The sequence below is a fragment of the Rahnella sp. CJA17(1/100) genome, from assembly GCF_963881615.1.
GTDB lineage: Bacteria > Pseudomonadota > Gammaproteobacteria > Enterobacterales > Enterobacteriaceae > Rahnella > Rahnella aceris.
In genome coordinates this window covers 33,531-56,539 of sequence record NZ_CAWOJA010000015.1, presented here as the reverse complement: position 1 = coordinate 56,539, position 23,009 = coordinate 33,531, and the positions used below count along the sequence as shown (strand labels likewise).

The window sequence follows — 23,009 nt, the reverse complement described above, 5'->3', positions numbered from 1 at the left end:
GGGGCAGTAAGATTGATAATACCGAGAGCTTGTGAAAGTTCCATTTAAAAAGGGTCCATGATGAGCATGAACCCTTTTTACACGAGCCACAGGATCGGTCAACTGATCCTTAAACGATCGGCATTAGCCGATCGGCAGCTTTTTTGTTGCCGTCAGTCCAGCAAAATCACTTTCGAACTCTCCGTCTCGAATAGCGGCTTACAGAGTATTTTATAACTGTCGCGGTCAAAGTGCGGCACAGCGATATCGAAGGCTTTGGCGTCTTCCAGCGTTTTGACCGTTCCCAGATAGAACCAGTGATTAATGACGTGATAATCGGTCAGCCCGTTGGCTTCTTCGGCGATGGCAATGCGCCCCGGATACGGCCAGCTGCGGATTTTCAGGGTGCTGAGTGCATTTCTGAGGCGCGCCTGATGGACGTCGGGCGTCTCTTTACCGCAACAGACACCGGCACATTTGCCGAGTGAAAAGCGGAAACACGCACGATTTTTTGCGAGTTTTTCCAGCCCCAGCGCGCCGTAACACAGCTTTTCCTGATCGGCGATATCCCGGATTTTTTCGACTGCCGACATTTTAGTTTTAAACAGGCCAAATAAATCTTCGCTGTGGGAAAAATCCACGTCATCGCTGAACACAATACTGGCCGTCAGCCCCTGAAGCCGGATCGAACACAGCTTGCGGGCGGTGCGCAGCCGCTTATTAAACAGCGGTCGTCGGGTTTTAATCAGATCCGATTCCAGCAGTAACGCCCCCACTTCACCGATCGTCTCAATGAATTCAATATCGCGGGTCATATGCAGAAGTTTGGCTTCGGCAGGATTGCGGAAATGCGACATCACCCGGCTGCGGATATTCACGCTTTTACCGATATACAGCGGAAAGGCATTATCGTCGCCGTAAAAAATATAGACGCCGCTGCCGTTGGGTAAGTTTTCTAAGGTATGGCGAAGATGTTCAGGGTACTGATAAAGCTCGGTAAAAAACTCTTTTTCGGGATTCCACAAAATAACTGACCTGCTTTAACCGGATAAACGTCGTATAGAAAACAGACGAATAATACTGGCGATTTATACAGTCTTCAACCTTTATGGAAAAAATCGGGTGTAAATGTTGGACGTCAGGATTTACGCCTGCGTACGCAGCTCAATATATTCCTGTCCGCTCAGTAAGTTGGCTAATGCCGCCTCACGGATTTCGCGCTGATCGGATTGTATCCAGAGATACAAATTATCGACGTTATCAAACCGCACCAGCACGGTATAGATAGTTTCGCCATGCACCGGGCGCAGAATATTCACATTCTGATAACCTGGAAACCGGGCCGCATCGGTCTTCAGCTGTTCCAGCCAGCGTTCATATTCCGTCAGCTTATCCCGCTGTACGCCGTGGGTGATCACCAGAGTAATGTGGTCAGGTTGATGAGGATAAGTCACAGGATGTTCCTTCTGATTAACCGTTGTTCTGGTTAACTGAATGTTGCGTTATATTCATGAACGATACGAAATCAACACGGTCATTCATAACGGAAATATTTTGGGTTGTTGTTAAACAATTTTTGGGGTGGGGAAAATAATGCGATTAAGCCTTGAAGCGCTGCTGATCCTGGATGCGCTGGACAGACACGGCACTTTTGCCGCAGCGGCCGCCAGACTGTTTAAAACCGCTTCTGCACTGAGTTATACCGTGCAGAAAATGGAAAGTGACCTGAACATTAAACTTCTGGACCGCTCAGGCCATCGCGCGACATTCACACCAACAGGCCGTCTGATGCTGGAAAAAGGCCGTGTGCTGCTGCGTGCCGTCAGTGAGCTGGAACAACAAGCGCAGTACGTCGAAAGCGGCTGGGAAAGCAAACTGACCATCAGCGTGGATGCTTCCGTCCCCTTCGCGCTGCTTGCGCCGCTGATTGACCGTTTTTACGCAGAACATCAGCACACGCAGTTATTGTTCCGCCACGATGTACTGGCCGGTTGCTGGGAAGCGCTGAGTTATGGCGAAGCCGACATCGTATTTGGTGCCGTGCAGGAACCGGTGACGCGCAGCGGCATTGAATACCGTCCGATCGGCTGGCTGGAATATGTGTTTGCTGTCGCGCCGCATCACCCGCTCGCCTCGCTGCCGGAACCGCTGGTGCGTGAGCAAATCCGTCAGTATCGCGCCGTGGTGGTTCACGACACGTCCCGCCATGGCACAGGTGCGGATTTGCGCGTGCTCGATGAGCAGAAAATGCTCAGCGTTCATGATTTTAACGCCAAAGTTCACGCACAAATTGCCGGGCTGGGTTGTGGCTATCTGCCGCGTTATCTGGCCGCCCCCCATCTCGAAAGCGGTGCGCTGGTTGAACGTCGTCTGGATACCGAAACCCGCCGCGATCAGGCTTTTATGGCCTGGAACGAAAACGCGAGCGGCAACGCTGCCATGTGGTGGCGCGAAAATTTACAGGATTTCGAGGGCATTGCGGCGGTGTACAGCCAGGCCTGAAAAACAAAAAGCCGCACAATGCGGCTTTTTACGGCGACTAGCGCACCGAAAGATAATGATGCACCTGAGGTTTATTTTCGCCACGGTGATAACGCGTCACTTCGCTTTGTAAATCGGCATCGACATGTGACACACGCTGATGCTGACGCAAATGCTCATGCCAGGACTCCACCAGGAACCATTCCACCAGACGCGACGGGTCATCGCTGTGTTCGGTGATCCCCCACGCATAAGCACCGTCACGGCGACGCGCCAGCGAGAGTTTCCGAATTTCCGCCAGAAACGCCGGGCGATCTTCTTGTGCAATCATGTATTCAATCTGGATCATCACCGGACCGCGGTCGCCCTGCACATCGCCTTCAACCACCGGATTTTCCCAGTGACCAGCAGGCTGTAAATCCGCCTCGCCTGCGGGCAGTTTCAGCCGCCAGCACACCAGCGCGGCAATGACCAGGCCGCTACCGGCGAGTAATAACGCCCCGACCAGACCGGTTTCCTGTGCGATTAACCCCCAGAACAGGCTGCCCGCCGCCATCGCGCCGTTAAATACCATCAGGTACACCGCCAGCCCGCGGCCACGTACCCAGTCAGGCAGCACCGCCTGCGCCACGCCGTTCATGGATGTCAGCGCGATAATCCAGCCAATCCCTAATACCACCATCAGTACGACCGCCAGCCATTTTGCCGGAGACGTCGCCAGCAGCAACATGACAGCCGCCGACAGCAGCGCGGAGAGCAGCACCAGGCCATCTACGCTCAGTTTCTGGCGTAAACGCGGCAACAGCAGCGCACCGAATATGGCACCGACGCCTACCGCGCCGAGCAGAATGCCGTAAAATCCGGCGGTACCGTGCAGCATATTGCGGGCAATCAGCGGCAACATCGCCCAGATCGCACTGGCGAAAGCGAAGTAAATCGCGGCACGCAGCAGCACACGATGAAGTTCCCGGCTGGCTTTGACATATCGCAGCCCGGCACGGAACGCGCCAAGAAAGTGTTCTGATAACTCATTTTTCGCTTTGACCGGACGCTTCCACCACAGTAATGCGCCAATCACAAAAACATAGCTCATGACATCTGCGCCATAAGCCGCACCGGCACCGAGACTGGCTAACAGCAAGCCACCGCCCGCAGGCCCTACTGCGCGGGCAATATTAATCCCAAGCGAGTTCAGGGCAACGGCATTTCGCAAATCAGAACGGGGCACCAGTTCCGGCACAATCGCCTGCCAGGCTGGCCCCATCAGCGCCGCACCGATACCGCCGATAAAGGTCAGCGCGACCAGATATTCCACGGTCAGCAAATTATTGTGCGACAACAGAAGCAAGGTTCCGCTGACGCCCGCCAGTAACAACTGAACAAAAATCAGCAGGCGGCGACGGTCAAGAATATCGGACAGCACACCCGCAGGGATCGCCAGCAAAAAAATCGGCAACGTTGCTGCGGTTTGCATCAGCGCCACCGCCGCAGGGTTTGATGACAGCCCGGTGACTAACCATGAGCTGGCCACATCACGCATAAAACTGCCGGTATTGCCGAGAATGGTTGCCACCCAAATCGTGGCAAACAGCCCCTGTTTGAGCGGCGAAAAAGCGCCGCCTGCCGCAGCATTATTCTGGCTCATGCCCGCTCCTTAAGGTCATTCCAGGCGACATAGATAAAAGCGCCGACCAGCCCGATGTGCTCGAAGAAACCGTTCATCATCATGGCGCGTTCATGGCCGGAAACCTGCCAGTACGCATTCGCCATAAAGTTGGCGCTGAAAGTGAACAGCGCCAGTGCCAGCGCGCCAGCCCAGCGAAAGCGTCCGGAAAGAATCAGCGCTGAAGCGCCCAGTTCCAGCACAATCACGGCCACGGCCATGGGCGCCGCGGGCGATAAGCCGAAATGCTGCATCTCGGCAATCGCGCCGGGAAAATCGAACAGTTTGACGATACCGCCCTGCAAATACGCGGCACACAAGGCCAGCAGGGCCAACCAGCGGATAACCGCGAAAGGGATAACAGGTGCCGACAGGCGGGAAACAGGGGCATGACGCATGATGTCTCTCCTGCCGGAACCCGCCTGAGCACGGTTCCGGCTTAAGGGATAAATGAAGAAGGTTACGCTTTGCGCTGAGGGGCTTTGTGCACCATGGTGTAGGCATAATCGACGCCCATACCGTACGCACCGCTGTGCTCGCGAACCAGATTCATCACATCGTCGTAAGTCTCTTTGCGTGACCAGTCGCGCTGGTATTCGAGCAGAACCTGCTGCCAGGTCACCGGCACCGCACCGGCCTGCACCATACGGTCAATGGAACGTTCGTGTGCATCCACGCTGGTGCCGCCGGAAGTGTCGGTCACCACATACACTTCATACCCTTCTTTCAGCGCCATCAGTGCCGGGAATGTCAGACACACTTCAGTCCACAGGGCAGAGATAATCAGTTTCTTACGGCCTGTGGCTTCAACGGCTTTCACGAATGCCGCGTCTTCCCAGGAGTTCATTGAGGTACGCTCAATCGGTTTCACATCCGGATGTACCGCCAGTAATTCCGGCCAGATATAGCCGCTGAAGCTTTCCGTTTCAACCGAGGTGTAAATCACCGGCACGTTAAAAACTTTGCCCGCTTTAGCGAGAGCGACCGTATTATTTTTAAGCTGCTGGCGATCGATATTCGCAACGCCGAATGACATTTGTGGCTGATGGTCGATGAAAATCAGGGTGGAGTTCTGTGGGTCCAGCAGATCGAATTTAGACATTTTCATTTCCTCTCAGAGTGCATTGTTGGGTTGTGTGTTTGTATTTCACGTTGTGTTGTTGTGCTGCTGGAATTAACAATAGGTCAGGACATCAAAAGCGGATAGCGGAAAGAATTTGGCAACTTGTTCAGATTTTTTTGACAGGTATCCCCTCTCTATACCGTCGTAAATCCCTATTATTTTCAGCCTGATAGAAGCAACAAAATCTTTTAACGACTTGTCAAAAATAACCCATTATCAATATTTCCCTGCCATGCCTAATGTTGTTTGCAACACAACACACAACCTGTTTAAAACCTGCAAATAACCGCTGAGGAAATATAAAAATGAGCACATTCAATACCCAAGACGGCACTCAAATTTATTTTAAAGACTGGGGCAAAGGTAAGCCGGTGTTATTCAGCCACGGCTGGCCGCTGGATGCCGATATGTGGGACAGCCAGATGAATTTCCTGGCCGATCGTGGCTACCGCGTTATCGCTTTTGACCGTCGTGGTTTTGGCCGTTCAGAGCAGCCCTGGGAAGGTTACAACTACGACACTTTCGCCTCTGACATCAACGATCTGATTGAACATCTCGACCTGCACGACGTTACGCTGGTCGGCTTCTCGATGGGCGGCGGCGACGTCACCCGCTACATCAGCCGTTACGGTTCAGAACGCGTCACCAGCCTGGTATTGCTCGGCGCGGTCACCCCGCTGTTTATTAAAACGGATGATCATCCGCAGGGCGTGGATAAATCAGTATTTGATGGCATCCGGGCCGGTTTACTGAAAGACCGCGCACAGTTCATCAGCGACTTTGCGACGCCGTTCTACGGCACTAACCAGGGGATGACCGTTTCCGACGGCGTGATGACCCAGACGCTGAACATCGCGCTGATGGCGTCGCTGAAAGGCACCGTCGATTGTGTCACGGCCTTCTCTGAAACAGATTTCCGCCCGGATATGGCGAAAATTACCGTGCCGACGCTGGTGATCCACGGCAGCGCGGATCAGATAGTGCCGTTCGAAGCCACCGGCAAGCTGGCGGCGGAAATGATTAAAAATGCAGAACTGAAAATCTATGAAGGCGCACCGCACGGTTTTGCCGTCACACATCAGGATCAACTGAACGACGATTTGCTGGCATTCCTGAGCGGAAAATAAATCAGGCCGCAGAAATAAAAAAGGCAGGTGATCTGACGATCGCCTGCCTTTTTTTATGCGGCCACTCTTACTTGTCTTTCATACCTAATATTTTGATATTCATGATGGAAAGTGAATTCGGCGGAATTTTACCCGGAATGCCGTCTTTGCCATACGCCAGTTCAGGTGGAATATACAGTGTCGCTTCGCCTTGCAAACCCAGCTTCAGCACGACTTCCTGAAGCACTGCCGGGATTTCCGTTACGGACGCGCTGATCACATTATTGTCTTTTTCGCTGGCAATGACTTTACCGTCGCCCAACGTCTCAATAATCTGCAAACGAATGCCCTTATCCATCGTCACTTTAGTTGCAGAACCTGGCTTAGTAATCTGGTAAATAAAGCCAGACTTGGCTTTCACCGCGCCTTTAGCCTTGCCCGCTTTATCGAGGATTTTCTGGTTATTCTCTACATTTGACGTTTTTTGCTTTTCCTGACGAGAGCGGATATCACTGTCCAGACTGTTCAGCGACTCCCGCATGTCTTCAGTCGACATGCTGGACAGCTCATTCATCCGGTCAACAAAGCCTTTAACAATCACATTGCGATCAATTTTCTCACCGGCGGATACCACCTGCTCGATTTTTGAATTCGCTGCCTGCCCCAGCAAATACCCGACAGAATAAGAACGCCCGGTTTTCTTGCTTTCTTTCGCCTGCAACGTTTTAAGTTCTGCATCACTGATCAACTCTCCGCCAGATTGCGTCACGGCAGCAATACTGTGTGAGGCCAGGTCTTTCTTCGTTTTATCCAGTTCGGCTGTCAGCTTATTTTTTTCTTCAGTGACTTTGGTCGCCGCCAGCTGACTCTCGCTGAGCTGGGCTGTCAGACGTTTCACATCCTCAGAAGATTTTGATAATGCCGTTTGTGACGCCTGATAATCACTTTGCGACTTTTTGTTCGCGGCCTCAGACGCCACCAGTTTTTCCGCCTGCGCTGCGCTCTGTTTCTGCAAATCTGCCAGTTGAGTACTCAGTTGCGCTTTATCATCCGTGGCTTGTTTCAGGGTTTTCTGCAAGGCCAGATAATCTGCCTGAGATTTCTTATTGGCGGCTTGTGAAACGGACAACTTTTCATTTTGTGCCGCGCCTTGTTTCTGCAACTCCGCCAGTTGGGTTTTCATTTGCGCATTTTCATCAGCGGCTTGTTTCACGCTTTTCTGCAAGACCAGATAGTCAGCCTGTGACTTTTTGATGGTCGCCTCATACACGGACAGTTTGCCATTCTGTGCGGTGCCCTGTTTTTGCAAGTCTGCCAATTGAGTTTTCATTTGCACATTCTCATCAGCGGCCTGTTTCAGGATTTTCTGCAGAGCGACATAGTCGGCCTGAGATTTTTTAACCGCCGTCTCTGACACTGACAATTTTCCGGTCTGCGCAGCAGTTTCTTTTTGCGATGCCGCCAGTTGGTTTTTCAACCCGGCATTTTCATCGGTCGCCTGTTTGAGGGTTTTCTGCAAAGCCACGTAGTCAGCCTGAGATTTCTTATTCACAGCATCTGAAACTGACAGTTTGTCATTACGTACAGCATCCTGTTTCTGCAAGTCTGCAAGCTGCGATTTCAATTGCGCATTCTCATCAGTGGCCTGTTTAAGGGACTTTTGCAGTAGCTGATTTTCATTGAGGGATTTGTTATTGGCCTCGACAGCGAACGCTATTTTTTCATTCTGGCTGGCGCCTTGCTTTTGCAGGCTGGCCAGCTGCGTTTTCAGTTGAACATTTTCAGCAGCAGCTTGTTTTGCCGTCGTCTGCAACTCAACCACATTAGCCTGAGATTTATTGCCCGTGCTTTGTAAAGCCTGCAATTTATCGGCCTGTGCAGTCGACTGCTTTTGTAGTGTCTCAAACTGCGTTTTAAGCTTATGATTTTCTTCTGTCGCCTGCTGTAATGTCGCATTCAGCACTGCGAATTCTGCCAGAGATTTACCGTTAGCGTGTTCGGATGAGACCAGTTGTTCGATGCGTGCCGAGGATTGCTTTTTCACGGTATCGAGTTGCGTTTTGAGCTGTGTATTCTCACTGCTTAATTTTTTAAAGCTCGCCTCCAGAGCAGCGAATTCTTTCTGGGCTTTTTTAGTCGCCAATTGAGAGGCAGCTACCTGTTCGGAGGATTTTTTGACTGAGCCGTCCTGACTGGTTTTGAATGCGGTTAACTGTGCTTTCAACCGGGCATTTTCACCCATAGTCTTTTTCAAAGATTGCTGAATATCTGCCACTTCGTCCTGGTATTTTTTTGTCGCCGTCTGCGCCACGGAAAGTTTTTCCGTCAGACTTTCAGCGTGTTTCTGGCTGCTCTTTAGCTTCTGCAACTGAGTGGTAATCTGCTGGTTTTCTTGTTGTGTATTTTTCAGCGAATTTTGCAGTTTTTTCAGTTCATCCTGCGTTTTTTTCTGCGCAAGTTTTTGATCTGCCGACGGCGGGATGACCACAGGTTTGGCTTTTAACGCCGCGATCTGCGTTTGGAGTTGTTGATTTTCTTTTTGTGTATCCGCATAAGATTTTTGCAAAGCCGCGTATTGATCACGGGATTTTTCTGCCGTGGATTTTGCTGTCTCAAGGGATTTTTTGAGCTGCTCATTGGCCTTTTTCTGGGTGTCGCTGACATTCGCAGTGGCAGGCACCGCAGGTGCAGACTGAGTGCTCGCAGGCTGAAGCGCTTTAGGGGCTTTCCTGACTGGCGCTGGCGTCGGTTTAGGTCGCGGTTTTTGCGCTACCGGTTTTTCAACAAGGGCTTTCGGCACGACGATATTTTTTGGAGGCTGGATCAGCGGAGAGGAAGTCTTATCTTTTTCCGCAAAAACAGACGGTTCTGGAGCAGAAATTAAATTTTCACTCTGCAACTGATCCAAAAGACCCAGGTTAGCATCCACCGGTTCTTCAGCATGGGCTCCCTGTATATTGATCAGGAGCAGAATTAAGAAGAAAGACTTCACTCGCGCCATCATATTTTATTCACTTCCTGAGAGCGCTCGTCCATGCTCTTAAAGGCCGCCCCTTTAACTCTTGCGCAGATAAGTTTTAATTTAGAATCCAGCTCTATGTTCAGGATCTCCTGAGCATCTTTATTTATCAAACCTTTATTGGTTTTATAGACATCATAAGATTTTGTCAGTTGATTAAACTGCTTCTGATATAGATCAAAATCGTGAGGAGAGAGACGTTGCAATGCTTTGAATTCATTGACGCACGTATTATTCGAGCTTTTATTTACTGATACCTCTTTTATCGTAGCCACATTATTTTTAGTGCTACAAGCAGTCAATGTGATTAACGCAATGAGAGTCAAAGACATTAAGCAAGGCTTATTCATGGGGATTATCCTGTAGGGTTTTACTGCTAGAACACATTATTTTCCCAGCAAAGTACCCCGTGGAACACCCACTTTTACTGAAATGATCATTTAGCAAACACCACATAAAATAAAAACAAAATAAAATCAATAAGTTAAATTAATAAAAATGAAGAAAACTTTTCTTTTTTATGTGTAAAAGAAAATAATTCGTCGTTGTAACGATGTCTTAATGGATAAATAATTTGTGAAAATTGACATATATCATTATTTATTTTTCAGAAATCCCGCGAAATCCTCAAATATCAATTAACATTTCTGGATAAAACGGAATGCTCCTCAATCACGATTAGGATTATTGGTAGCTTTAATTTTCAAACCACCTTCCCTGCATCCAAACGTTCAACAAGAAAATCAATCATACTACGGGGAAACTGCAGTGCTCATCAGGGCACGGTATTTCCGACGGTGCGGTGTGATAGCATAGATGCAGAAACGAAAAGGCATTCCCGCAAAGGAATGCCTTTTCGTTTCTGCATATTTTTTAAGCACTGCTTTTAAGCAAGCAGGCGTCAGACCACCGGCAGTTTATCCAGAATCGCCTGTGCGGTATTCACGTCTGTCACTAATGAATTAATCATGCCTGAACGCACGGCACCGATAATTCCTGCCGCTTTTTCCGGCGTTGCCGCCACGCCGATGGTCAGCGGCGTATTGCGTAGCTGTTCAACCGAGGCCGCAATCATTCGCTCCTCGCCTTCCCAGTGCAATAACTCGCCGGTTCCCGTGAAGTAATGGCGCAGCACATCGCCTGCGGCATCGCTCAATGCCTGTTCACCGGGCGTCGCGGTAGTGGATTCACTCGGTTTCGGGGTATGCGTCAGACCCACACCGACAATCGCCGCATCGAGTTTGTCCCACAGTGAAATGATTTCCTGCACGCTCGGGTCCGAGAGAAACGCATCACGCAGTTCCGCCGAAGAAAGATAAGGGGCATGAAGAAAATAGGGTGTGCCTTCCATCTGTTCTGCCGCACGGCGCACGAACTCGGTTATCTGAAAATGCGGCGCAGATTGTTGCATCCCGCCGTTGAGCGCCACGGTCATGATCCCCGGCAAACGGGGCATACCGGCCAGCGTGACTTCGCGCACTGCTCTTCCCCAGCCAATACCGAGCACCGATCCCGCGCCTAAACCGGCTTCCTGTAAAAGAGAAGCCAGCGGCGTCGCCAGCGCGCCGAGCACATTACCCGGCGGTGCATCCACAACATACGCATGTTTCAGCCCGAGACGTTTTATCAGGTCTGCCGTCATGTCTTCCGGTGACGATAATCCCACCACTTCGATGCGCACAATCCCCGCCGCGCGGGCTTTATTCAACAACCGGGAAATGGTTGCCGTCGACACATCCAGCTTGCGTGCAATCTCCACCTGAGACATATCAGACTCGTAATGCAGCTTCGCCACCAGATGCATCATGGCACGCGTTGCTGCAATATCTTGCAAAATTGGCTCTTTCAGCTTGAAATTCCTTTCAGTAATGAATTACACTCAAATCGTCGATTGAGGGATTATTGCGCAACACCTGTAAAAATGCAATGTGCCGGATCGGGCTTCAACCCTTGTAATACGGCATGTTACGCGATTTTCCGCCCCGTTTTTTCAGGGGGGAAAGACAGAACGTCCAGTGTAATCGAGATTTTTTAATCTGTAATAAATTTCACGCAAAGGAGAGTTCCATGTCAAAGATGTCTACCTCAGAACTACGCAGCTACCAGCAGATTTGCGGCAAAAATGGCGCGATGCTGGTGATCGCCTGTGACCAGCGCGGTGCCATGCGCAGCCTGCTCGCCAGCGACCCGCAACAGCAATCTGCCATTTCAGAACACGAACTCGGGCTGATTAAAGCCGACATCACGCAATATCTTGCCAGCAAAGCCTCCTGCGTACTGGTCGATCCGGTCTGTGCCGTTCCGCAACTGGTGGACAACGGCATTATTGCCCGCGACACCGCGCTGCTGATTGGCCTGGATGCGTCGGGCTGGGACAGTTCGCCGGAAGGCTACCGACTGTCACGGCTGGTGGAGAATGTCGATGCACGTCGTGTGCGTGAACTCGGTGCGACCGGCGGCAAAATCATGGTGTATCTGCGTTCAGACCAGGAAGCGGCAAACCGTCATAACATTGATATTCTGCGCCAGAGCATTGAGGATTTCGCCCGCGAAGACCTGCTGCTGGTGGTGGAGTTTCTGACCTATAAACTCGACAACGAAACCGAGGAAGAATATAAAGAAAAAGTCCCGTCTCTGATTTATGGCGGCACCAAGATTTGTCTGGAATGCGGCGCGAAGGTGCTGAAACTGCCTTATCCTGGCTCAAAACAAGCCTGTGCTGACATCACAAAACTCGCTGGCGACGTGCCGTGGGCCGTACTTTCTGCCGGGGTTGACCATTCCACCTTCCTCAAACAAGTGGCAGATGCCATGAGCGAAGGCGCATCAGGCGTTATCGCAGGCCGTTCATTATGGAAAGACTGCATCTCACTGGACCGCAACGCGACGAAATCCCGTCTTGAATCGCTGGCGGTACCGCGTCTGAACGAACTTCAGGCCGTCATTGAACAGTATTTCCATGCACCGTCACACAACCAGACACAACAGGTGGAACATGTCTGAAAACAGAAATGCCTCACGAAATGGCTCAACCGGCAAACGCGTCATCCTGGTGAACGGGATCCCGGCGTCAGGTAAAAGCCGGCTCGCCGTTGAGCTTTCTGCATACAGCGGCTGGCTGCAACTGTCGCTTGATGGCATTAAAAATCCGTTTCTTCAGCGATTAGAGAATGTTGACCGCCCTTTTAACCGCGTACTCGGGCTGGCAAGTTATCAGGTTATCTGGGACATCATCGGCGGCGCGCCCGAAGGCAGCACCTTTATTGTCGATGCCTGGTTTGGTTTTCAGCCCAAAGAGGTATTGCAGGATTATCTGCAACGGGCGGGCATATCGCAGGTGGTGGAAATCTGGTGCCAGATTGATGCTGAACTGGCGGCCGAACGATTTTCCTCACGGCTGGGCGAACGTTTACCGGGACATGTCGGGGCAGAATATATTCCCGAATTAAAAATTCTCGCAGGAAAAGCACGACCAATAACCCCGGGACCAGTTTATTCTGTTGACCAGAATGTTATCGGCCAAAATAAGCCTGTAAATATTGTTGATATTCATGCGTGGATAATCAATTCATTCAATACGCAAATTCAATAAATACTGAGCGGAGGAAATATTCATTTACTGAAAAAGTAAGTTAATTCTGATATCAGGACCTTGTTAAACCTCTACTATCATTCATTCTTTCAGGTCTTTTGAAATTATTATCTTTCATTGATGGCTAATAGGATTGGATAGATCACAGTTTTTATTTTAATTAAATATCATACTGAGAAAAGACCCTATTCATATGAAGAGGTATTATGTTAAGCGACTGGATTAATGAAAACAACACGCAAATCATTAGCAAAATAGATGACTGGAAAAGTGCCGTGGCATTTGCCGTGCAACCATTAATTGATTCGGGCGCAGCGGAAAGTCGTTATCTTCAGGCTATATATGATATGCACCGGGAAATCGGGCCTTATTATGTTTTGGGCGAAGGTATTGCGATGCCGCACGCCCGGCCGGAAGAAGGGGTTAACCGAACGGCACTGTCTTTGGTCATTGTTTCAGAAGGCGTTGAGTTTGGCAGTGAAGATAATGATCCGGTTTACGTTATCTTCGCGCTGGCCGCGGTGGACAGCCATTCACACATCGAAATGATTGCCAGCCTTTCCCATCTGTTCTGCGATGACGAGGCAGCGGAACGATTAAAACGCAGTAAAAACAAGCAGGAAGCATTAGAGATTATCCGACAGTTTTAGACGTGAAGTGAAAAAGATAACCCTTTATGAACACCTACAAAGAACGTAAGGAAAAATGATGAAAAAGCTATCAATCCTGGCGGTATGCGGTGCGGGTCTGGGCAGCAGTTTTGCCTGTGAAATGAGTATCGAAGCGGCACTGAAGGATCTGGGTGTGGAAGCCGATTTATCACATTGTGATATTTCAAGCGCCACGTCTTCAAGAGCCGATATTATTATGACCGGCGAAAATTTCAGATCGCAATTCCAGCATTACACCATCAACGCCAATATTATTTACCTGAAAAGACTGGTCGATAAAAATGAAATAAAGAGCAAGCTGACGCCTATTCTTCAGGAGATGGGTCACCTAGCCACTTAATAACAGACCCACTCAATTCACAATACTTATAAATCGATAAAACAATTACCGTGAACTCTACAGGGGACGCTTATGTCTTTCCTTCACTTTATTGTCAATGATGTATTAGGCCAGGCATCAATTTTAATCTCACTGATCGCCATGATTGGTCTGATCGCATTAAAGAAAAGCACCGGCCAGATCATTACCGGTACATTAAAAACGCTGCTGGGTTTTCTGGTTCTGCTTTCCGGGGCCAGCATTATTGTTAATGCCCTGACCTTTCTGGGTGAAATATTCCAGAAAGGGTTTCATATGCGCGGGATTGTTACCGACGTCGGTTCTATTGCCGGTATCGCACAACAAACTCTCGGCCGTGAAACCGCATTAATTATGGTCCTGGCGTTTATCGTTAATATCCTGATTGCCCGCCTGACCCGTTTCAAATATATCTTTCTCACCGGACAAGCATCGCTGTGGATGGCCACGGTGTGTTCTGTTATCGGTTATATGGGCGGCTTGCGCGGCACGGAACTGATCCTGACTGGCGGCATTATTGCGGGCGTCATGGCCGTCGGGATGCCGGTGCTGGCTCAGCCGATTGTGCGTAAAATCACCGGGTCCGATGATATTGCACTCGGCCATTTTTGCACCATCGGCTATATCGTGCAGGCAGGCGTGGCGAAAATCACCGGCGATGTCAGTAAAAGCACCGAAGATTTCGAGCTGCCGCAATCTTTCTCGTTCCTGCAGGACACCTACCTGTCGATGATGGTGGTGATGATCCCGATTTACCTGATCCCGGCGATTGCCGCAGGCCCGGAAGTCGTCGCGCCTTACGCCAACAGCGTTAATTATCTGGTCTATTCGTTCCTGCAATCCATTCAGTTTGTGGTCGGTGTTTACGTTCTGCTGTCGGGTGTGCGCCTGTTGCTGGCGGAAATCGTACCGGCATTTCGCGGCATCGCCCTGCGCATCGTCCCGAATGCCATTCCGGCACTCGATTGTCCGGTGCTTTTCCCGTACGCACCGAACGCCGTCATTATCGGTTTCATCTCTACCACCATTGGCTCCATCATCGGTATGTTCCTGTTCCCGAGTCTCGGGCTGGCGATGATTTTACCGGGCATGCTGACCAACTTCTTCGCGGGCGGCACGGCGGGAATCTTCGGCAATGCAGTCGGCGGACGACGCGGCGCGATTATCGGCGGTATCTTCCACGGCCTGTTTATCACCCTGCTGCCTGCGCTGTTGCTGCCGCTGCTGGGCAAGTTCGGCTTCTCGAACGTGACATTCAGTGACTCAGACGTGATCAGCGTCGGGCTGGTATTCGGCCATATTCTCAACTTCTTCCACTAAGCAAGCCGGAGGTCATGGTTATGGACACACGCATTGAGCAAATTCTGGCGCAGCAATTGCCGCCGCAGGAGTCGGCGAAAGCGCTGAATGAGCTGGGAAAACAGTATCAGGAACAGCAGGATCTGGACGCGGCCATTGCCTGCTGGGAGCAAAGCATGGCCTGTTACGGCAAGCCGGGTTTTGCGCAGGCACAGCTGATGAAAGCCTACAATGCGCGACGGCGGCAGTGCTCTGAAGCCGGTGACGGCAAAGGGCTGGAGCGATTTTCCGAAAAAATCGATGCACTGATGCAGCAAAGTAAGGATGCAATCCGCTACGGATTCTGAAGCAATTAAAAGCCAGAACAGAGGTTCTGGCTTTTGTTTTGCACGTCTTTATTCTTCCCAATCCTTACGTAGAATAGAGGCTGCCCCCGCCGTGAGGGCCTAATCACTAAGGATTTACTATGCCGATGATCCGTCTGGAAATGTTTCCTGGCCGTACCCCCGAACAAAAACGTGACTTTGTCCGCGAAGTGACCCGCCTGGCAGCAGAAACCCTGAAATGTAAACCTGAAAGTGTGGATGTAGTGATCACTGAAATACCGAAATCACATTGGGCAAAAGGGGGAGTGTTGCCGGAAGAATAACAGGCGGAGATGAATCGTCGTCAGCCAGCACGCATTAATGTGCTGGCTGAGCAACGGATAAGGGTGTTTTTACTGCTGTAACGATTTCGTCCGCTGCGCAAAACTCTTGCGCAACTTTTGCAGTTTCGGCGGGATCACCGCCATGCAATAACGGTTCTGCTGCCCCGCACCATCCCAGTAATTCTGGTGATAGCCTTCGGCCACATACACTTCGCCGAGTGGTTCGATGCTGGTCACAATCGGATCACTGTGATCGTGCTGCGCGCGCAGTATCGCCGCTTCCGCCTCTGCTTTTTGCTGTTCATTGGCCGGGAAAATCGCCGAACGGTATTGCGTGCCGACGTCATTCCCCTGGCGGTTAAGCTGGGTCGGATCGTGCGTCACAAAGTGAATATCCAGCAAATCGCCGTAAGTCAGTTTTTCCGGGTCAAACCCCACGCGGATGGCTTCCGCATGACCGGTCGTGCCGGTACAGACCTGCTCATAATTTGGGTTCGGGCGACGCCCGCCGGTGTAGACGCTTTCCACCGACTCCACGCCAATGACGTCTTTGAACACCGCTTCTGTACACCAGAAACAGCCGCCACCGAAAATAGCGTATTCGATTGTCATACAGACTCCTTCACTGAGGGGGTAGAGGAAATATGGGGACGAATAATGCTGAGATAAAGGTATGGCATTAAAAAAACAGAATGTGAAATTCTTATCGCCGGTAAATGATATTATTTTGTGCCTGCTTATTTCCCTGTAAATAGTGTTGATATTGTGTCTGATTGATCTGACTTTTTTTTCGTGGCAGACTCACTGGCATTGAAATACATGGAATTCCCCCTATGAAAGATGTCATTGAAGGTTTCCTCAGATTCCAGAAAGAGGCGTTTCCACAGCGTTCTAAGTTATTCAAAGAACTGGCGTTAAACCAAAATCCTAAGACCCTGTTTATATCCTGTTCTGACAGCCGGTTAGTGCCGGAATTAGTCACACAGCGTGAACCGGGCGAACTGTTTGTTATCCGTAATGCCGGTAATATTGTGCCGCCATTCGGGCCGGAACCGGGCGGCGTTTCCGCCACGGTGGAGTACGCCGTCATGGCGCTGGGCGTAAAAGATATCGTCATCTGCGGGCACTCCAACTGCGGCGCAATGAGCGCGATTGCCAACTGCACCTGTCTGGATCACATGCCAGCGGTCGCACACTGGCTGCGTTATTCCGATGCCGCAAAAGCCATCAATGAATCCGTCGAACACGAAAACCCTGAGGCACGCGTCAACGGTATGGTGCACCAGAACGTCGTGGCCCAGCTGAGTAACCTGCGCACGCATCCTTGCGTAGCGGTCGCCCTGGCGAAAGGGGAAATTACCTTGCACGGCTGGGTGTATGATATTGAATCGGGTTGCATCGAAGCCTTTGATGCGAAAAGCGGAACCTTTATTTCGCTGTCCGATAACCCGGAAGTACGCGCCAGTTAATTGCCAGCTAAATAAAACATCCGGAACATTTTTAAATAATGTTCCGGATGATAAATCAGCGACTTAAGTCTTATTATATTGTTATCCTAACCTCTGCCGTAATATCCCCCTGCCTGCACGACAGTTAACTGATTTCTCTTTTACGCCACAGCGAGAATAATTGATGCCTGTTATCACGTTAAACCGTCTGGCTGATTTGCCAGCCGCACAGTGGGATGCGCTGGTGCCTGCGCAGCAGCCTTTCCTCAGCTATGCATTTTTATCCGCGCTGGAAGACAGCGGCAGCCTCGGCCCGCATTCCGGCTGGCATCCGCAGCATCTTCTCTGGCAGGAAAACGGGGAAATCCGCGCCGCCATTCCCGGCTATCGCAAACGCCATTCTTACGGTGAATACGTGTTTGATCAGGGCTGGGCGGATGCCTGCCAGCGTTCAGGTATTGCCTATTACCCGAAATGGCTGGGCGCGGTGCCGTTCAGCCCGGTGACCGGCGCACGGCTGCTGGGCGATGAACCGGCGGCGATCAGTCTGTTGCAGGCACTGCCGGATTTTCTGCAAGAAAATGGCCTGACCGGCGCACACATCAATTTTACCGATGAACGCGCCAACCGGATTATCGGGGCGGAACCCGTCTGGCAGCACCGGCAGGGCCTGCAATATCACTGGCAGAACCGCGGTTATCGCGATTTTCAGGATTACCTCGACGCGCTCACGTCGCGCAAGCGTAAACAGTTTCGCAAAGAGCGCGAACAGGTGGCCGCGCAGGGCATTGATTTTGTCTGGCTGAAAGGCGCGCAGGTGACTGAAGCGCAATGGGATTTCGTTTATGCCTGCTACAGCAATACCTATGCGGTACGCGGCCAGTCACCGTATCTGACCCGCACATTTTTCAGCCTGCTGGCGGAAAGAATGCCGGAGGCGATCCGCGTGGTATTCGCGCAGCAAAATGGCCGTGATGTCGCCATGGCGTTCAGTTTAATCAGCGGTGATACGTTTTATGGCCGCTACTGGGGATGCGTGGCGGAATTCGACCGGCTGCATTTTGAAACCTGTTTTTATCAGGGAATGGAATATGCGATTGCCAGCGGCCTCAAACGGTTTGATGCGGGCGCACAGGGCGAACACAAACTCCTGCGTGGCTTTGAGCCGGTGATCACCGACTCATGGCACTATTTACGGCATCCGGGTTTGCGTGACGCCGTGGAAGATTTTTTAGTGGAAGAGCGTGCCGCCGTGCAGCGCTGGGCGGACGAAGCCCGCGAAGTGCTGCCCTACCGGCACGACGTCTGTTAAGTTCGGGCCCTAATCCATGCCGACAAATCCACCGGTCTGGTGTTGCCACAAGCGCGCATAAAGCCCGCCGTGCGCCAGCAGCTCGGCGTGATTGCCCGTCTCAACAATCTGCCCTTTTTCCAGCACCACCAGGCGGTCCATTTTGGCAATCGTCGATAAGCGGTGCGCAATGGCAATCACCGTTTTACCGCCCATCAGCGTCTCCAGACTCTCCTGAATCGCCGCTTCCACTTCGGAATCCAGCGCCGACGTGGCTTCATCCATGATCAGGATCGGTGCGTTTTTCAGTAATACGCGGGCAATCGCAATACGCTGACGCTGGCCGCCGGAAAGTTTGACGCCGCGCTCACCGACATGCGCATCCAGCCCGGTACGGCCCAGCGAATCATAAAGTTGCGGAATGAATTCATCGGCACGCGCCTGACGAATTGCCAGTTGCAACGCCTCTTCCGTCGCGCCCGGCCTGCCGTACAGCAGGTTATCGCGGATGGAACGATGTAGCAGCGAGGTGTCCTGGGTGATCATACCGATTTGCGCGCGCAGGCTTTCCTGCGTGACGTCGGCAATATTTTGCTGATCAATCAGAATGCGACCGCTGTCGATGTCATACAGACGCAGCAGCAGATTCACCAGCGTGGATTTCCCCGCGCCGGAAGGCCCGATCAGGCCGATCTTCTCGCCGGGACGGATTGCCAGATCCAGATTGGGGATCACCCTGCCGCCTTCTCCGGAATTCTCTTTGCCGTAATTAAACTGAATGTGATCAAAGTGGATCGCCCCCCGATCGACTTTCAGCGCTTTCGCCTGCGGGATATCCGTTACCGTCAATGGCCGCGCAATGGTGTGCAGGCCGTCCTGCACCATGCCGATATTTTCGAAAATACCGTTCACCACCCACATGATCCAGCCGGACATATTCACAATACGAATAACCAGACCCGTCGCCAGCGCGATAGCCCCGACGCTTATCAGCGACTGGGTCCACAGCCACAAGGCCAGACCGGTGGTGCTGACAATCAGCAACCCGTTCAGCGTGGTGACCGACACGTCCATGCCGGTGACCAGACGCCCTGCCAGTTGGGTTTTCTCGGTCTGTTCGCTAATCGCTTCGCGCGCGTATTTTTGCTCGAGATCGGTATGCGCAAACAGTTTCAGCGTCGTGATGTTGGTGTAACCGTCGACGATGCAGCCCATCAGTTTTGAGCGCGCTTCCGATGACTGCACCGAGCGTTGTTTCACACGCGGCACGAAATAACGCAGGCAAACGCCGTAACCGAAGATCCAGATAATCAGCGGGATCATCAGCCGCCAGTCCGCCTCGGCAAACAGGAACAGCGCACTGGCGGCGTAAATCACCACATGCCAGATGGCATCCACCGCCTGCACCGCCGAATCGCGCAACGAGTTACCGGTCTGCATAATGCGCTGGGCAATGCGCCCGGCGAAATCGCTCTGGAAAAAGTTCAGGCTCTGTTTGAGGACATACTTATGATTCTGCCAGCGGATCATGCTGGTCATGCCGGGGCTGATAGCCTGGTGAACCAGCAAATCATGCAACCCGATAAACACCGGCCGCAGGATCATCGCCACCGCCGCCATCCATAAAAGCTCGCCCATATGGTCGGTGAAAAAACTGCCCGGCGGTGTGTCTTTGGTCAGGTCGATAATCTGGCTGAGATAGCTGAACAGCGAAACCTCAATCAGCGCACCGATCAGTCCCACCACCAGTAAAACGGCGAAACTCGGCCAGACCTGACGCAGATAATAAAGATAGAAAGGCAGAACCTGATCCGGCGGCTCAGCAGCCGGTGCCTCACGGAAGATGTCGATCATTCGCTCGAAACGGCGAAACAGCATAGCGATCCCCTTTATGATATCCCTGCCGGCGTTGCTGGTTTCCATGCCATTTCAACGCCGTAAAGGGGAAAGCTTAGTGCAAATCGCCGGGATTGCGGCCGGTTATTTCTTCAGCACCGCATCTTTTTGCAGCAGCGACAGGACAAACGCCAGCACCATCACGCACGCGGCAATCAGATATACCGAGTGCAGCGCCGAGCCAAATGCCTGCAAATAATCAGCGCGGATGGCGGCCGGTAATTCCTGCACCGCCTGCGCGCTGAGTGAGCGGGGAAGCACCGTACCTTCGGGGATCAGCGCCACCAGTTGATCACGCAGAACGTGGGTGAAAATCGCCCCAAACATTGCCACGCCGATGGAACCCCCAATCGAACGAAACAGTGTCACACCGGAGGTCGCCACGCCCATTTGTTTCATCGATACCGAGTTTTGTACCGCCAGCACCAGCACCTGCATCACCATCCCCAGGCCGAAACCGAGCACGCCGATGTAGAGATACAGCATATGTACCGGCGTGCTGACTTTCAGAAAGCCCAGCAGCACCATACCGGCGAAACTCAGTAAGGTGCCGATAATCGGAAAAATACGATAACGACCAATACGGCTGATCAGACGCCCGCTGACGATCGAACTGAACAGCAATGCGCCCATCAGCGGCAGCAGTTGCATCCCCGCTTCTGACGGCGACGAGCCTTTCACCACCTGCAGATACAGCGGCAGGAAGGTCATCGACCCCATCAGTGACATGCCGATAATAAAACTGATTGCGCAACTGAGCAGGAAGGTGCGGTCGCGGAACAGACCCAGCGGAATGATCGGCTCGGCCGCCAGCGTTTCTTCATAAATAAAGCCACCAAGGGTCACCAGCCCGAACGCCAGAATGCACCACAGTTGCGGATCCGACCACTGATACACCGTGCCACCTTCGCTGGTGAACAAGATGATGCAGGTCAGCGCGGCCGCGAGATAACCCGCGCCGAGAAAATCGATTTCATGGCGGATGCGTGCAGTCTGCGATTTCAGCGCCACACCAATCACCAGCAGGGCGAAAATCCCCAGCGGCAGATTGATGTAAAAAATCCAGCGCCAGGAAATATGCTCAACCAGAAAACCACCGATCAGCGGCCCGATAACCGTCGCCAGACCAAATACCCCGCCGAACAGCCCCTGATATTTCCCACGCTCGGACGGCGGAATGACATCGCCGACCGCCGCCATACTGACCACCATCAGCCCGCCGCCGCCCAGCCCCTGCAGGGCGCGCATCAGAATCAGTTGCGTCATGTTCTGCGCCAGTCCGCACAATACCGAACCGAGCAGGAACACGATAATCGCCGTTTGCAGCACGATTTTGCGACCGAGCAGATCACCAAACTTACCGTACAGCGGCACCACAATGGTGGAGGCCAGCAGATAAGAGGTCACCACCCACGAAAGCTGATCCAGGCCACCGAGCTCGCTGACGATAGTCGGCAGCGCGGTGGACACAATCGTCTGGTCGAGGGCGGCCAGCAGCATCACCAGCATCAGCGCGGAGAACAGCAGCTTTATCGAAGGCTTCTGTTCCGCCGCCTCGCTCTGTGCCGAATTTATTGTCGTCATGAATGACATCCTGACTTGTAATTAATTAACTGTATAATTAATATTGAAGCATCAAATTCATCTGGTCAATGGATCGCCCTCCTTATGGCAGACAGAAAAATCTCAGAAACGCCAGGATCCGCACAAAAGGATCAAAACGAAGCCAACACGCCCGTGCGTCGTCCGGGTCGTCCGCGCAGTGCAAAATCCGGAACGGATAAGCGTGAACTGCTGCTGGACGCCGCCCTGAAACTGTTTGCCCAATACGGCATCGCCGAAACGCCGCTGAGCATGATCGCCAAAGAAGCAGGCGTCACTACTGCCATGCTGCATTACTATTTCAAGACCCGCGAACAACTGCTGGACGTGATGATCGACGAACGTTTTCAGCCAGTCCGTGCCGGGTTTACTGATATTTTCCAAACACATGCCGACGATCCGCTTCTGGCGATCACTAATATGGCGCAGTGCATGATTGATGCGGCAGAAAAATACCCGTGGGTGGCACCGTTGTGGGTGCGGGAAGTCATCAGCGAAAGCGGTATGCTGAAAAAACGCATGGAAGAACGTAACGGCGACAAAAACCGCAAAATCGTACAGGAATGCATTACCCGCTGGCAGGCGGAAGGAAAACTGAATCCGGATCTCAATCCGGCATTGCTGTTCATTTCCCTGTTCGGTCTGACGCTGTTCCCGATGGCCTCAATGAAAATGAGACAGGAAGGCGCGTCGCCCATTTCCCCCGATATGTTGCGTAAACACGTCGCCCTTTTGCTGTTCCACGGTGTTGCGCCGCAGAAGTTATAAGCCGGGCCACGACCTGTGCGGGTTATCCCGTGCAACTCTCTTAAATCCCTCTTTTTTGTAATGA

The 23,009-nt window shown here is 51.9% G+C and carries 23 protein-coding genes; 12 read left to right on the top strand and 11 right to left on the bottom strand.

What is annotated here, in order from left to right; all coding sequences use genetic code 11:
- Positions 1 to 152 precede the first annotated feature (152 nt).
- Positions 153 to 1,004, bottom strand: a complete 852-nt coding sequence (gene cho, locus AACU55_RS10020; RefSeq protein WP_134706967.1) for an excinuclease Cho — start codon at positions 1,002 to 1,004, stop codon at positions 153 to 155.
- Positions 1,005 to 1,124: 120 nt separating this feature from the next.
- Positions 1,125 to 1,433 carry an antibiotic biosynthesis monooxygenase gene (locus tag AACU55_RS10015; RefSeq protein WP_037033745.1) on the bottom strand — a complete coding sequence of 103 codons (309 nt, stop codon included), beginning with the start codon at positions 1,431 to 1,433 and terminating at the stop codon, positions 1,125 to 1,127.
- Positions 1,434 to 1,572: 139 nt separating this feature from the next.
- Here AACU55_RS10015 and AACU55_RS10010 point away from each other — a divergent pair, with 139 nt between their 5' ends.
- A complete protein-coding gene (locus tag AACU55_RS10010; protein ID WP_134706966.1) occupies positions 1,573 to 2,481 on the top strand; it encodes a LysR family transcriptional regulator in 909 nt (302 codons plus the stop codon).
- Between the two features lie 37 nt (positions 2,482 to 2,518).
- Here AACU55_RS10010 and AACU55_RS10005 read toward each other — a convergent pair whose 3' ends face one another.
- The 3 genes from AACU55_RS10005 to AACU55_RS09995 form a co-directional block, all read right to left on the bottom strand.
- A complete protein-coding gene (locus tag AACU55_RS10005) occupies positions 2,519 to 4,105 on the bottom strand; it encodes an MFS transporter (RefSeq protein ID WP_134706965.1) in 1,587 nt (528 codons plus the stop codon).
- Positions 4,102 to 4,521 carry a DoxX family protein gene (locus AACU55_RS10000; protein WP_134706964.1) on the bottom strand — a complete coding sequence of 140 codons (420 nt, stop codon included), beginning with the start codon at positions 4,519 to 4,521 and terminating at the stop codon, positions 4,102 to 4,104. The genes AACU55_RS10005 and AACU55_RS10000 overlap by 4 nt, the downstream gene beginning before the upstream one ends.
- Before the next feature lie 62 nt (positions 4,522 to 4,583).
- Positions 4,584 to 5,225 (bottom strand): hydrolase, encoded by a 642-nt coding sequence (locus tag AACU55_RS09995; protein ID WP_013573513.1) that lies wholly within the window; start codon positions 5,223 to 5,225, stop codon positions 4,584 to 4,586.
- Positions 5,226 to 5,551: 326 nt separating this feature from the next.
- On the opposite strand from AACU55_RS09995, the gene AACU55_RS09990 reads away from it, so the two are divergent.
- Positions 5,552 to 6,373 carry an alpha/beta fold hydrolase gene (locus tag AACU55_RS09990; protein ID WP_112151954.1) on the top strand — a complete coding sequence of 274 codons (822 nt, stop codon included), beginning with the start codon at positions 5,552 to 5,554 and terminating at the stop codon, positions 6,371 to 6,373.
- Positions 6,374 to 6,440: 67 nt separating this feature from the next.
- Here the strand turns inward: AACU55_RS09990 and AACU55_RS09985 are convergent, their stop codons facing one another.
- The 3 genes from AACU55_RS09985 to AACU55_RS09975 all read right to left on the bottom strand — a co-directional run bounded on the left by AACU55_RS09985 (position 6,441) and on the right by AACU55_RS09975 (position 11,205).
- A complete protein-coding gene (locus AACU55_RS09985) occupies positions 6,441 to 9,356 on the bottom strand; it encodes an FKBP-type peptidyl-prolyl cis-trans isomerase N-terminal domain-containing protein (RefSeq protein WP_134706963.1) in 2,916 nt (971 codons plus the stop codon).
- Entirely contained in the window at positions 9,353 to 9,721 is a 369-nt protein-coding gene (locus AACU55_RS09980; RefSeq protein ID WP_134706962.1) for a hypothetical protein, read from the bottom strand. The genes AACU55_RS09985 and AACU55_RS09980 overlap by 4 nt, the downstream gene beginning before the upstream one ends.
- A 551-nt stretch (positions 9,722 to 10,272) precedes the next feature.
- A complete protein-coding gene (locus tag AACU55_RS09975; RefSeq protein ID WP_013573509.1) occupies positions 10,273 to 11,205 on the bottom strand; it encodes a sugar-binding transcriptional regulator in 933 nt (310 codons plus the stop codon).
- Positions 11,206 to 11,438: 233 nt separating this feature from the next.
- On the opposite strand from AACU55_RS09975, the gene AACU55_RS09970 reads away from it, so the two are divergent.
- The 7 genes from AACU55_RS09970 to AACU55_RS09940 all read left to right on the top strand — a co-directional run bounded on the left by AACU55_RS09970 (position 11,439) and on the right by AACU55_RS09940 (position 15,940).
- Positions 11,439 to 12,374 (top strand): tagatose-bisphosphate aldolase, encoded by a 936-nt coding sequence (locus AACU55_RS09970; protein WP_013573508.1) that lies wholly within the window; start codon positions 11,439 to 11,441, stop codon positions 12,372 to 12,374.
- Positions 12,367 to 12,963: an AAA family ATPase gene (locus AACU55_RS09965; RefSeq protein WP_013573507.1), complete on the top strand. Its 597-nt coding sequence runs from the start codon at positions 12,367 to 12,369 to the stop codon at positions 12,961 to 12,963. Before AACU55_RS09970 ends, AACU55_RS09965 begins: the two co-directional genes overlap by 8 nt.
- Positions 12,964 to 13,169: 206 nt before the next feature.
- Positions 13,170 to 13,613 (top strand): PTS sugar transporter subunit IIA, encoded by a 444-nt coding sequence (locus AACU55_RS09960; protein WP_013573506.1) that lies wholly within the window; start codon positions 13,170 to 13,172, stop codon positions 13,611 to 13,613.
- Positions 13,614 to 13,671: 58 nt separating this feature from the next.
- Positions 13,672 to 13,974 (top strand): PTS sugar transporter subunit IIB, encoded by a 303-nt coding sequence (locus tag AACU55_RS09955; RefSeq protein ID WP_013573505.1) that lies wholly within the window; start codon positions 13,672 to 13,674, stop codon positions 13,972 to 13,974.
- A gap of 72 nt (positions 13,975 to 14,046) precedes the next feature.
- A complete protein-coding gene (locus AACU55_RS09950) occupies positions 14,047 to 15,312 on the top strand; it encodes a PTS sugar transporter subunit IIC (RefSeq protein WP_013573504.1) in 1,266 nt (421 codons plus the stop codon).
- 20 nt (positions 15,313 to 15,332) lie between these two features.
- Positions 15,333 to 15,638: a hypothetical protein gene (locus AACU55_RS09945; RefSeq protein WP_013573503.1), complete on the top strand. Its 306-nt coding sequence runs from the start codon at positions 15,333 to 15,335 to the stop codon at positions 15,636 to 15,638.
- 119 nt (positions 15,639 to 15,757) lie between these two features.
- Entirely contained in the window at positions 15,758 to 15,940 is a 183-nt protein-coding gene (locus tag AACU55_RS09940) for a 4-oxalocrotonate tautomerase (RefSeq protein ID WP_013573502.1), read from the top strand.
- Positions 15,941 to 16,009: 69 nt separating this feature from the next.
- Here the strand turns inward: AACU55_RS09940 and msrA are convergent, their stop codons facing one another.
- Positions 16,010 to 16,552, bottom strand: coding sequence for a peptide-methionine (S)-S-oxide reductase MsrA (gene msrA, locus AACU55_RS09935; protein ID WP_013573501.1), 543 nt, complete (start codon positions 16,550 to 16,552; stop codon positions 16,010 to 16,012).
- Between the two features lie 221 nt (positions 16,553 to 16,773).
- Between msrA and AACU55_RS09930 the strand changes: the two genes are divergently transcribed.
- Together AACU55_RS09930 and AACU55_RS09925 are read left to right on the top strand one after the other, a co-directional pair.
- Positions 16,774 to 17,409: a carbonic anhydrase gene (locus tag AACU55_RS09930; protein ID WP_037033757.1), complete on the top strand. Its 636-nt coding sequence runs from the start codon at positions 16,774 to 16,776 to the stop codon at positions 17,407 to 17,409.
- Between the two features lie 163 nt (positions 17,410 to 17,572).
- The gene (locus tag AACU55_RS09925; protein ID WP_134706961.1) at positions 17,573 to 18,700 is read left to right on the top strand and encodes a GNAT family N-acetyltransferase; all 1,128 of its coding nucleotides are present in this window, start codon (positions 17,573 to 17,575) and stop codon (positions 18,698 to 18,700) included.
- A 9-nt stretch (positions 18,701 to 18,709) separates the two neighbouring features.
- Here AACU55_RS09925 and AACU55_RS09920 read toward each other — a convergent pair whose 3' ends face one another.
- Together AACU55_RS09920 and AACU55_RS09915 are read right to left on the bottom strand one after the other, a co-directional pair.
- Positions 18,710 to 20,557 carry an ABC transporter ATP-binding protein gene (locus tag AACU55_RS09920; protein ID WP_134706960.1) on the bottom strand — a complete coding sequence of 616 codons (1,848 nt, stop codon included), beginning with the start codon at positions 20,555 to 20,557 and terminating at the stop codon, positions 18,710 to 18,712.
- 102 nt (positions 20,558 to 20,659) lie between these two features.
- Positions 20,660 to 22,159: an MDR family MFS transporter gene (locus tag AACU55_RS09915; protein ID WP_037033763.1), complete on the bottom strand. Its 1,500-nt coding sequence runs from the start codon at positions 22,157 to 22,159 to the stop codon at positions 20,660 to 20,662.
- Between the two features lie 84 nt (positions 22,160 to 22,243).
- Here AACU55_RS09915 and AACU55_RS09910 point away from each other — a divergent pair, with 84 nt between their 5' ends.
- Positions 22,244 to 22,945 (top strand): TetR/AcrR family transcriptional regulator, encoded by a 702-nt coding sequence (locus AACU55_RS09910; RefSeq protein WP_134706959.1) that lies wholly within the window; start codon positions 22,244 to 22,246, stop codon positions 22,943 to 22,945.
- The last annotated feature ends 64 nt before the right edge of the window (positions 22,946 to 23,009 follow it).

Excerpts from the sequence above, each read along its gene's own strand:
- AACU55_RS10010 (WP_134706966.1), top strand. The coding sequence starts at position 1,573 with ATGCGATTAAGCCTTGAAGCGCTGCTGATCCTGGATGCGCTGGACAGA.
- AACU55_RS10005 (WP_134706965.1), bottom strand. The coding sequence starts at position 4,105 with ATGAGCCAGAATAATGCTGCGGCAGGCGGCGCTTTTTCGCCGCTCAAA.
- AACU55_RS10000 (WP_134706964.1), bottom strand. The coding sequence starts at position 4,521 with ATGCGTCATGCCCCTGTTTCCCGCCTGTCGGCACCTGTTATCCCTTTC.
- AACU55_RS09995 (WP_013573513.1), bottom strand. The coding sequence starts at position 5,225 with ATGTCTAAATTCGATCTGCTGGACCCACAGAACTCCACCCTGATTTTC.
- AACU55_RS09990 (WP_112151954.1), top strand. The coding sequence starts at position 5,552 with ATGAGCACATTCAATACCCAAGACGGCACTCAAATTTATTTTAAAGAC.
- AACU55_RS09985 (WP_134706963.1), bottom strand. The coding sequence starts at position 9,356 with ATGATGGCGCGAGTGAAGTCTTTCTTCTTAATTCTGCTCCTGATCAAT.
- AACU55_RS09980 (WP_134706962.1), bottom strand. The coding sequence starts at position 9,721 with ATGAATAAGCCTTGCTTAATGTCTTTGACTCTCATTGCGTTAATCACA.
- AACU55_RS09970 (WP_013573508.1), top strand. The coding sequence starts at position 11,439 with ATGTCAAAGATGTCTACCTCAGAACTACGCAGCTACCAGCAGATTTGC.
- AACU55_RS09965 (WP_013573507.1), top strand. The coding sequence starts at position 12,367 with ATGTCTGAAAACAGAAATGCCTCACGAAATGGCTCAACCGGCAAACGC.
- AACU55_RS09960 (WP_013573506.1), top strand. The coding sequence starts at position 13,170 with ATGTTAAGCGACTGGATTAATGAAAACAACACGCAAATCATTAGCAAA.
- AACU55_RS09955 (WP_013573505.1), top strand. The coding sequence starts at position 13,672 with ATGAAAAAGCTATCAATCCTGGCGGTATGCGGTGCGGGTCTGGGCAGC.
- AACU55_RS09950 (WP_013573504.1), top strand. The coding sequence starts at position 14,047 with ATGTCTTTCCTTCACTTTATTGTCAATGATGTATTAGGCCAGGCATCA.
- AACU55_RS09945 (WP_013573503.1), top strand. The coding sequence starts at position 15,333 with ATGGACACACGCATTGAGCAAATTCTGGCGCAGCAATTGCCGCCGCAG.
- AACU55_RS09940 (WP_013573502.1), top strand. The coding sequence starts at position 15,758 with ATGCCGATGATCCGTCTGGAAATGTTTCCTGGCCGTACCCCCGAACAA.
- msrA (WP_013573501.1), bottom strand. The coding sequence starts at position 16,552 with ATGACAATCGAATACGCTATTTTCGGTGGCGGCTGTTTCTGGTGTACA.
- AACU55_RS09930 (WP_037033757.1), top strand. The coding sequence starts at position 16,774 with ATGAAAGATGTCATTGAAGGTTTCCTCAGATTCCAGAAAGAGGCGTTT.
- AACU55_RS09925 (WP_134706961.1), top strand. The coding sequence starts at position 17,573 with ATGCCTGTTATCACGTTAAACCGTCTGGCTGATTTGCCAGCCGCACAG.
- AACU55_RS09920 (WP_134706960.1), bottom strand. The coding sequence starts at position 20,557 with ATGCTGTTTCGCCGTTTCGAGCGAATGATCGACATCTTCCGTGAGGCA.
- AACU55_RS09915 (WP_037033763.1), bottom strand. The coding sequence starts at position 22,159 with ATGACGACAATAAATTCGGCACAGAGCGAGGCGGCGGAACAGAAGCCT.
- AACU55_RS09910 (WP_134706959.1), top strand. The coding sequence starts at position 22,244 with ATGGCAGACAGAAAAATCTCAGAAACGCCAGGATCCGCACAAAAGGAT.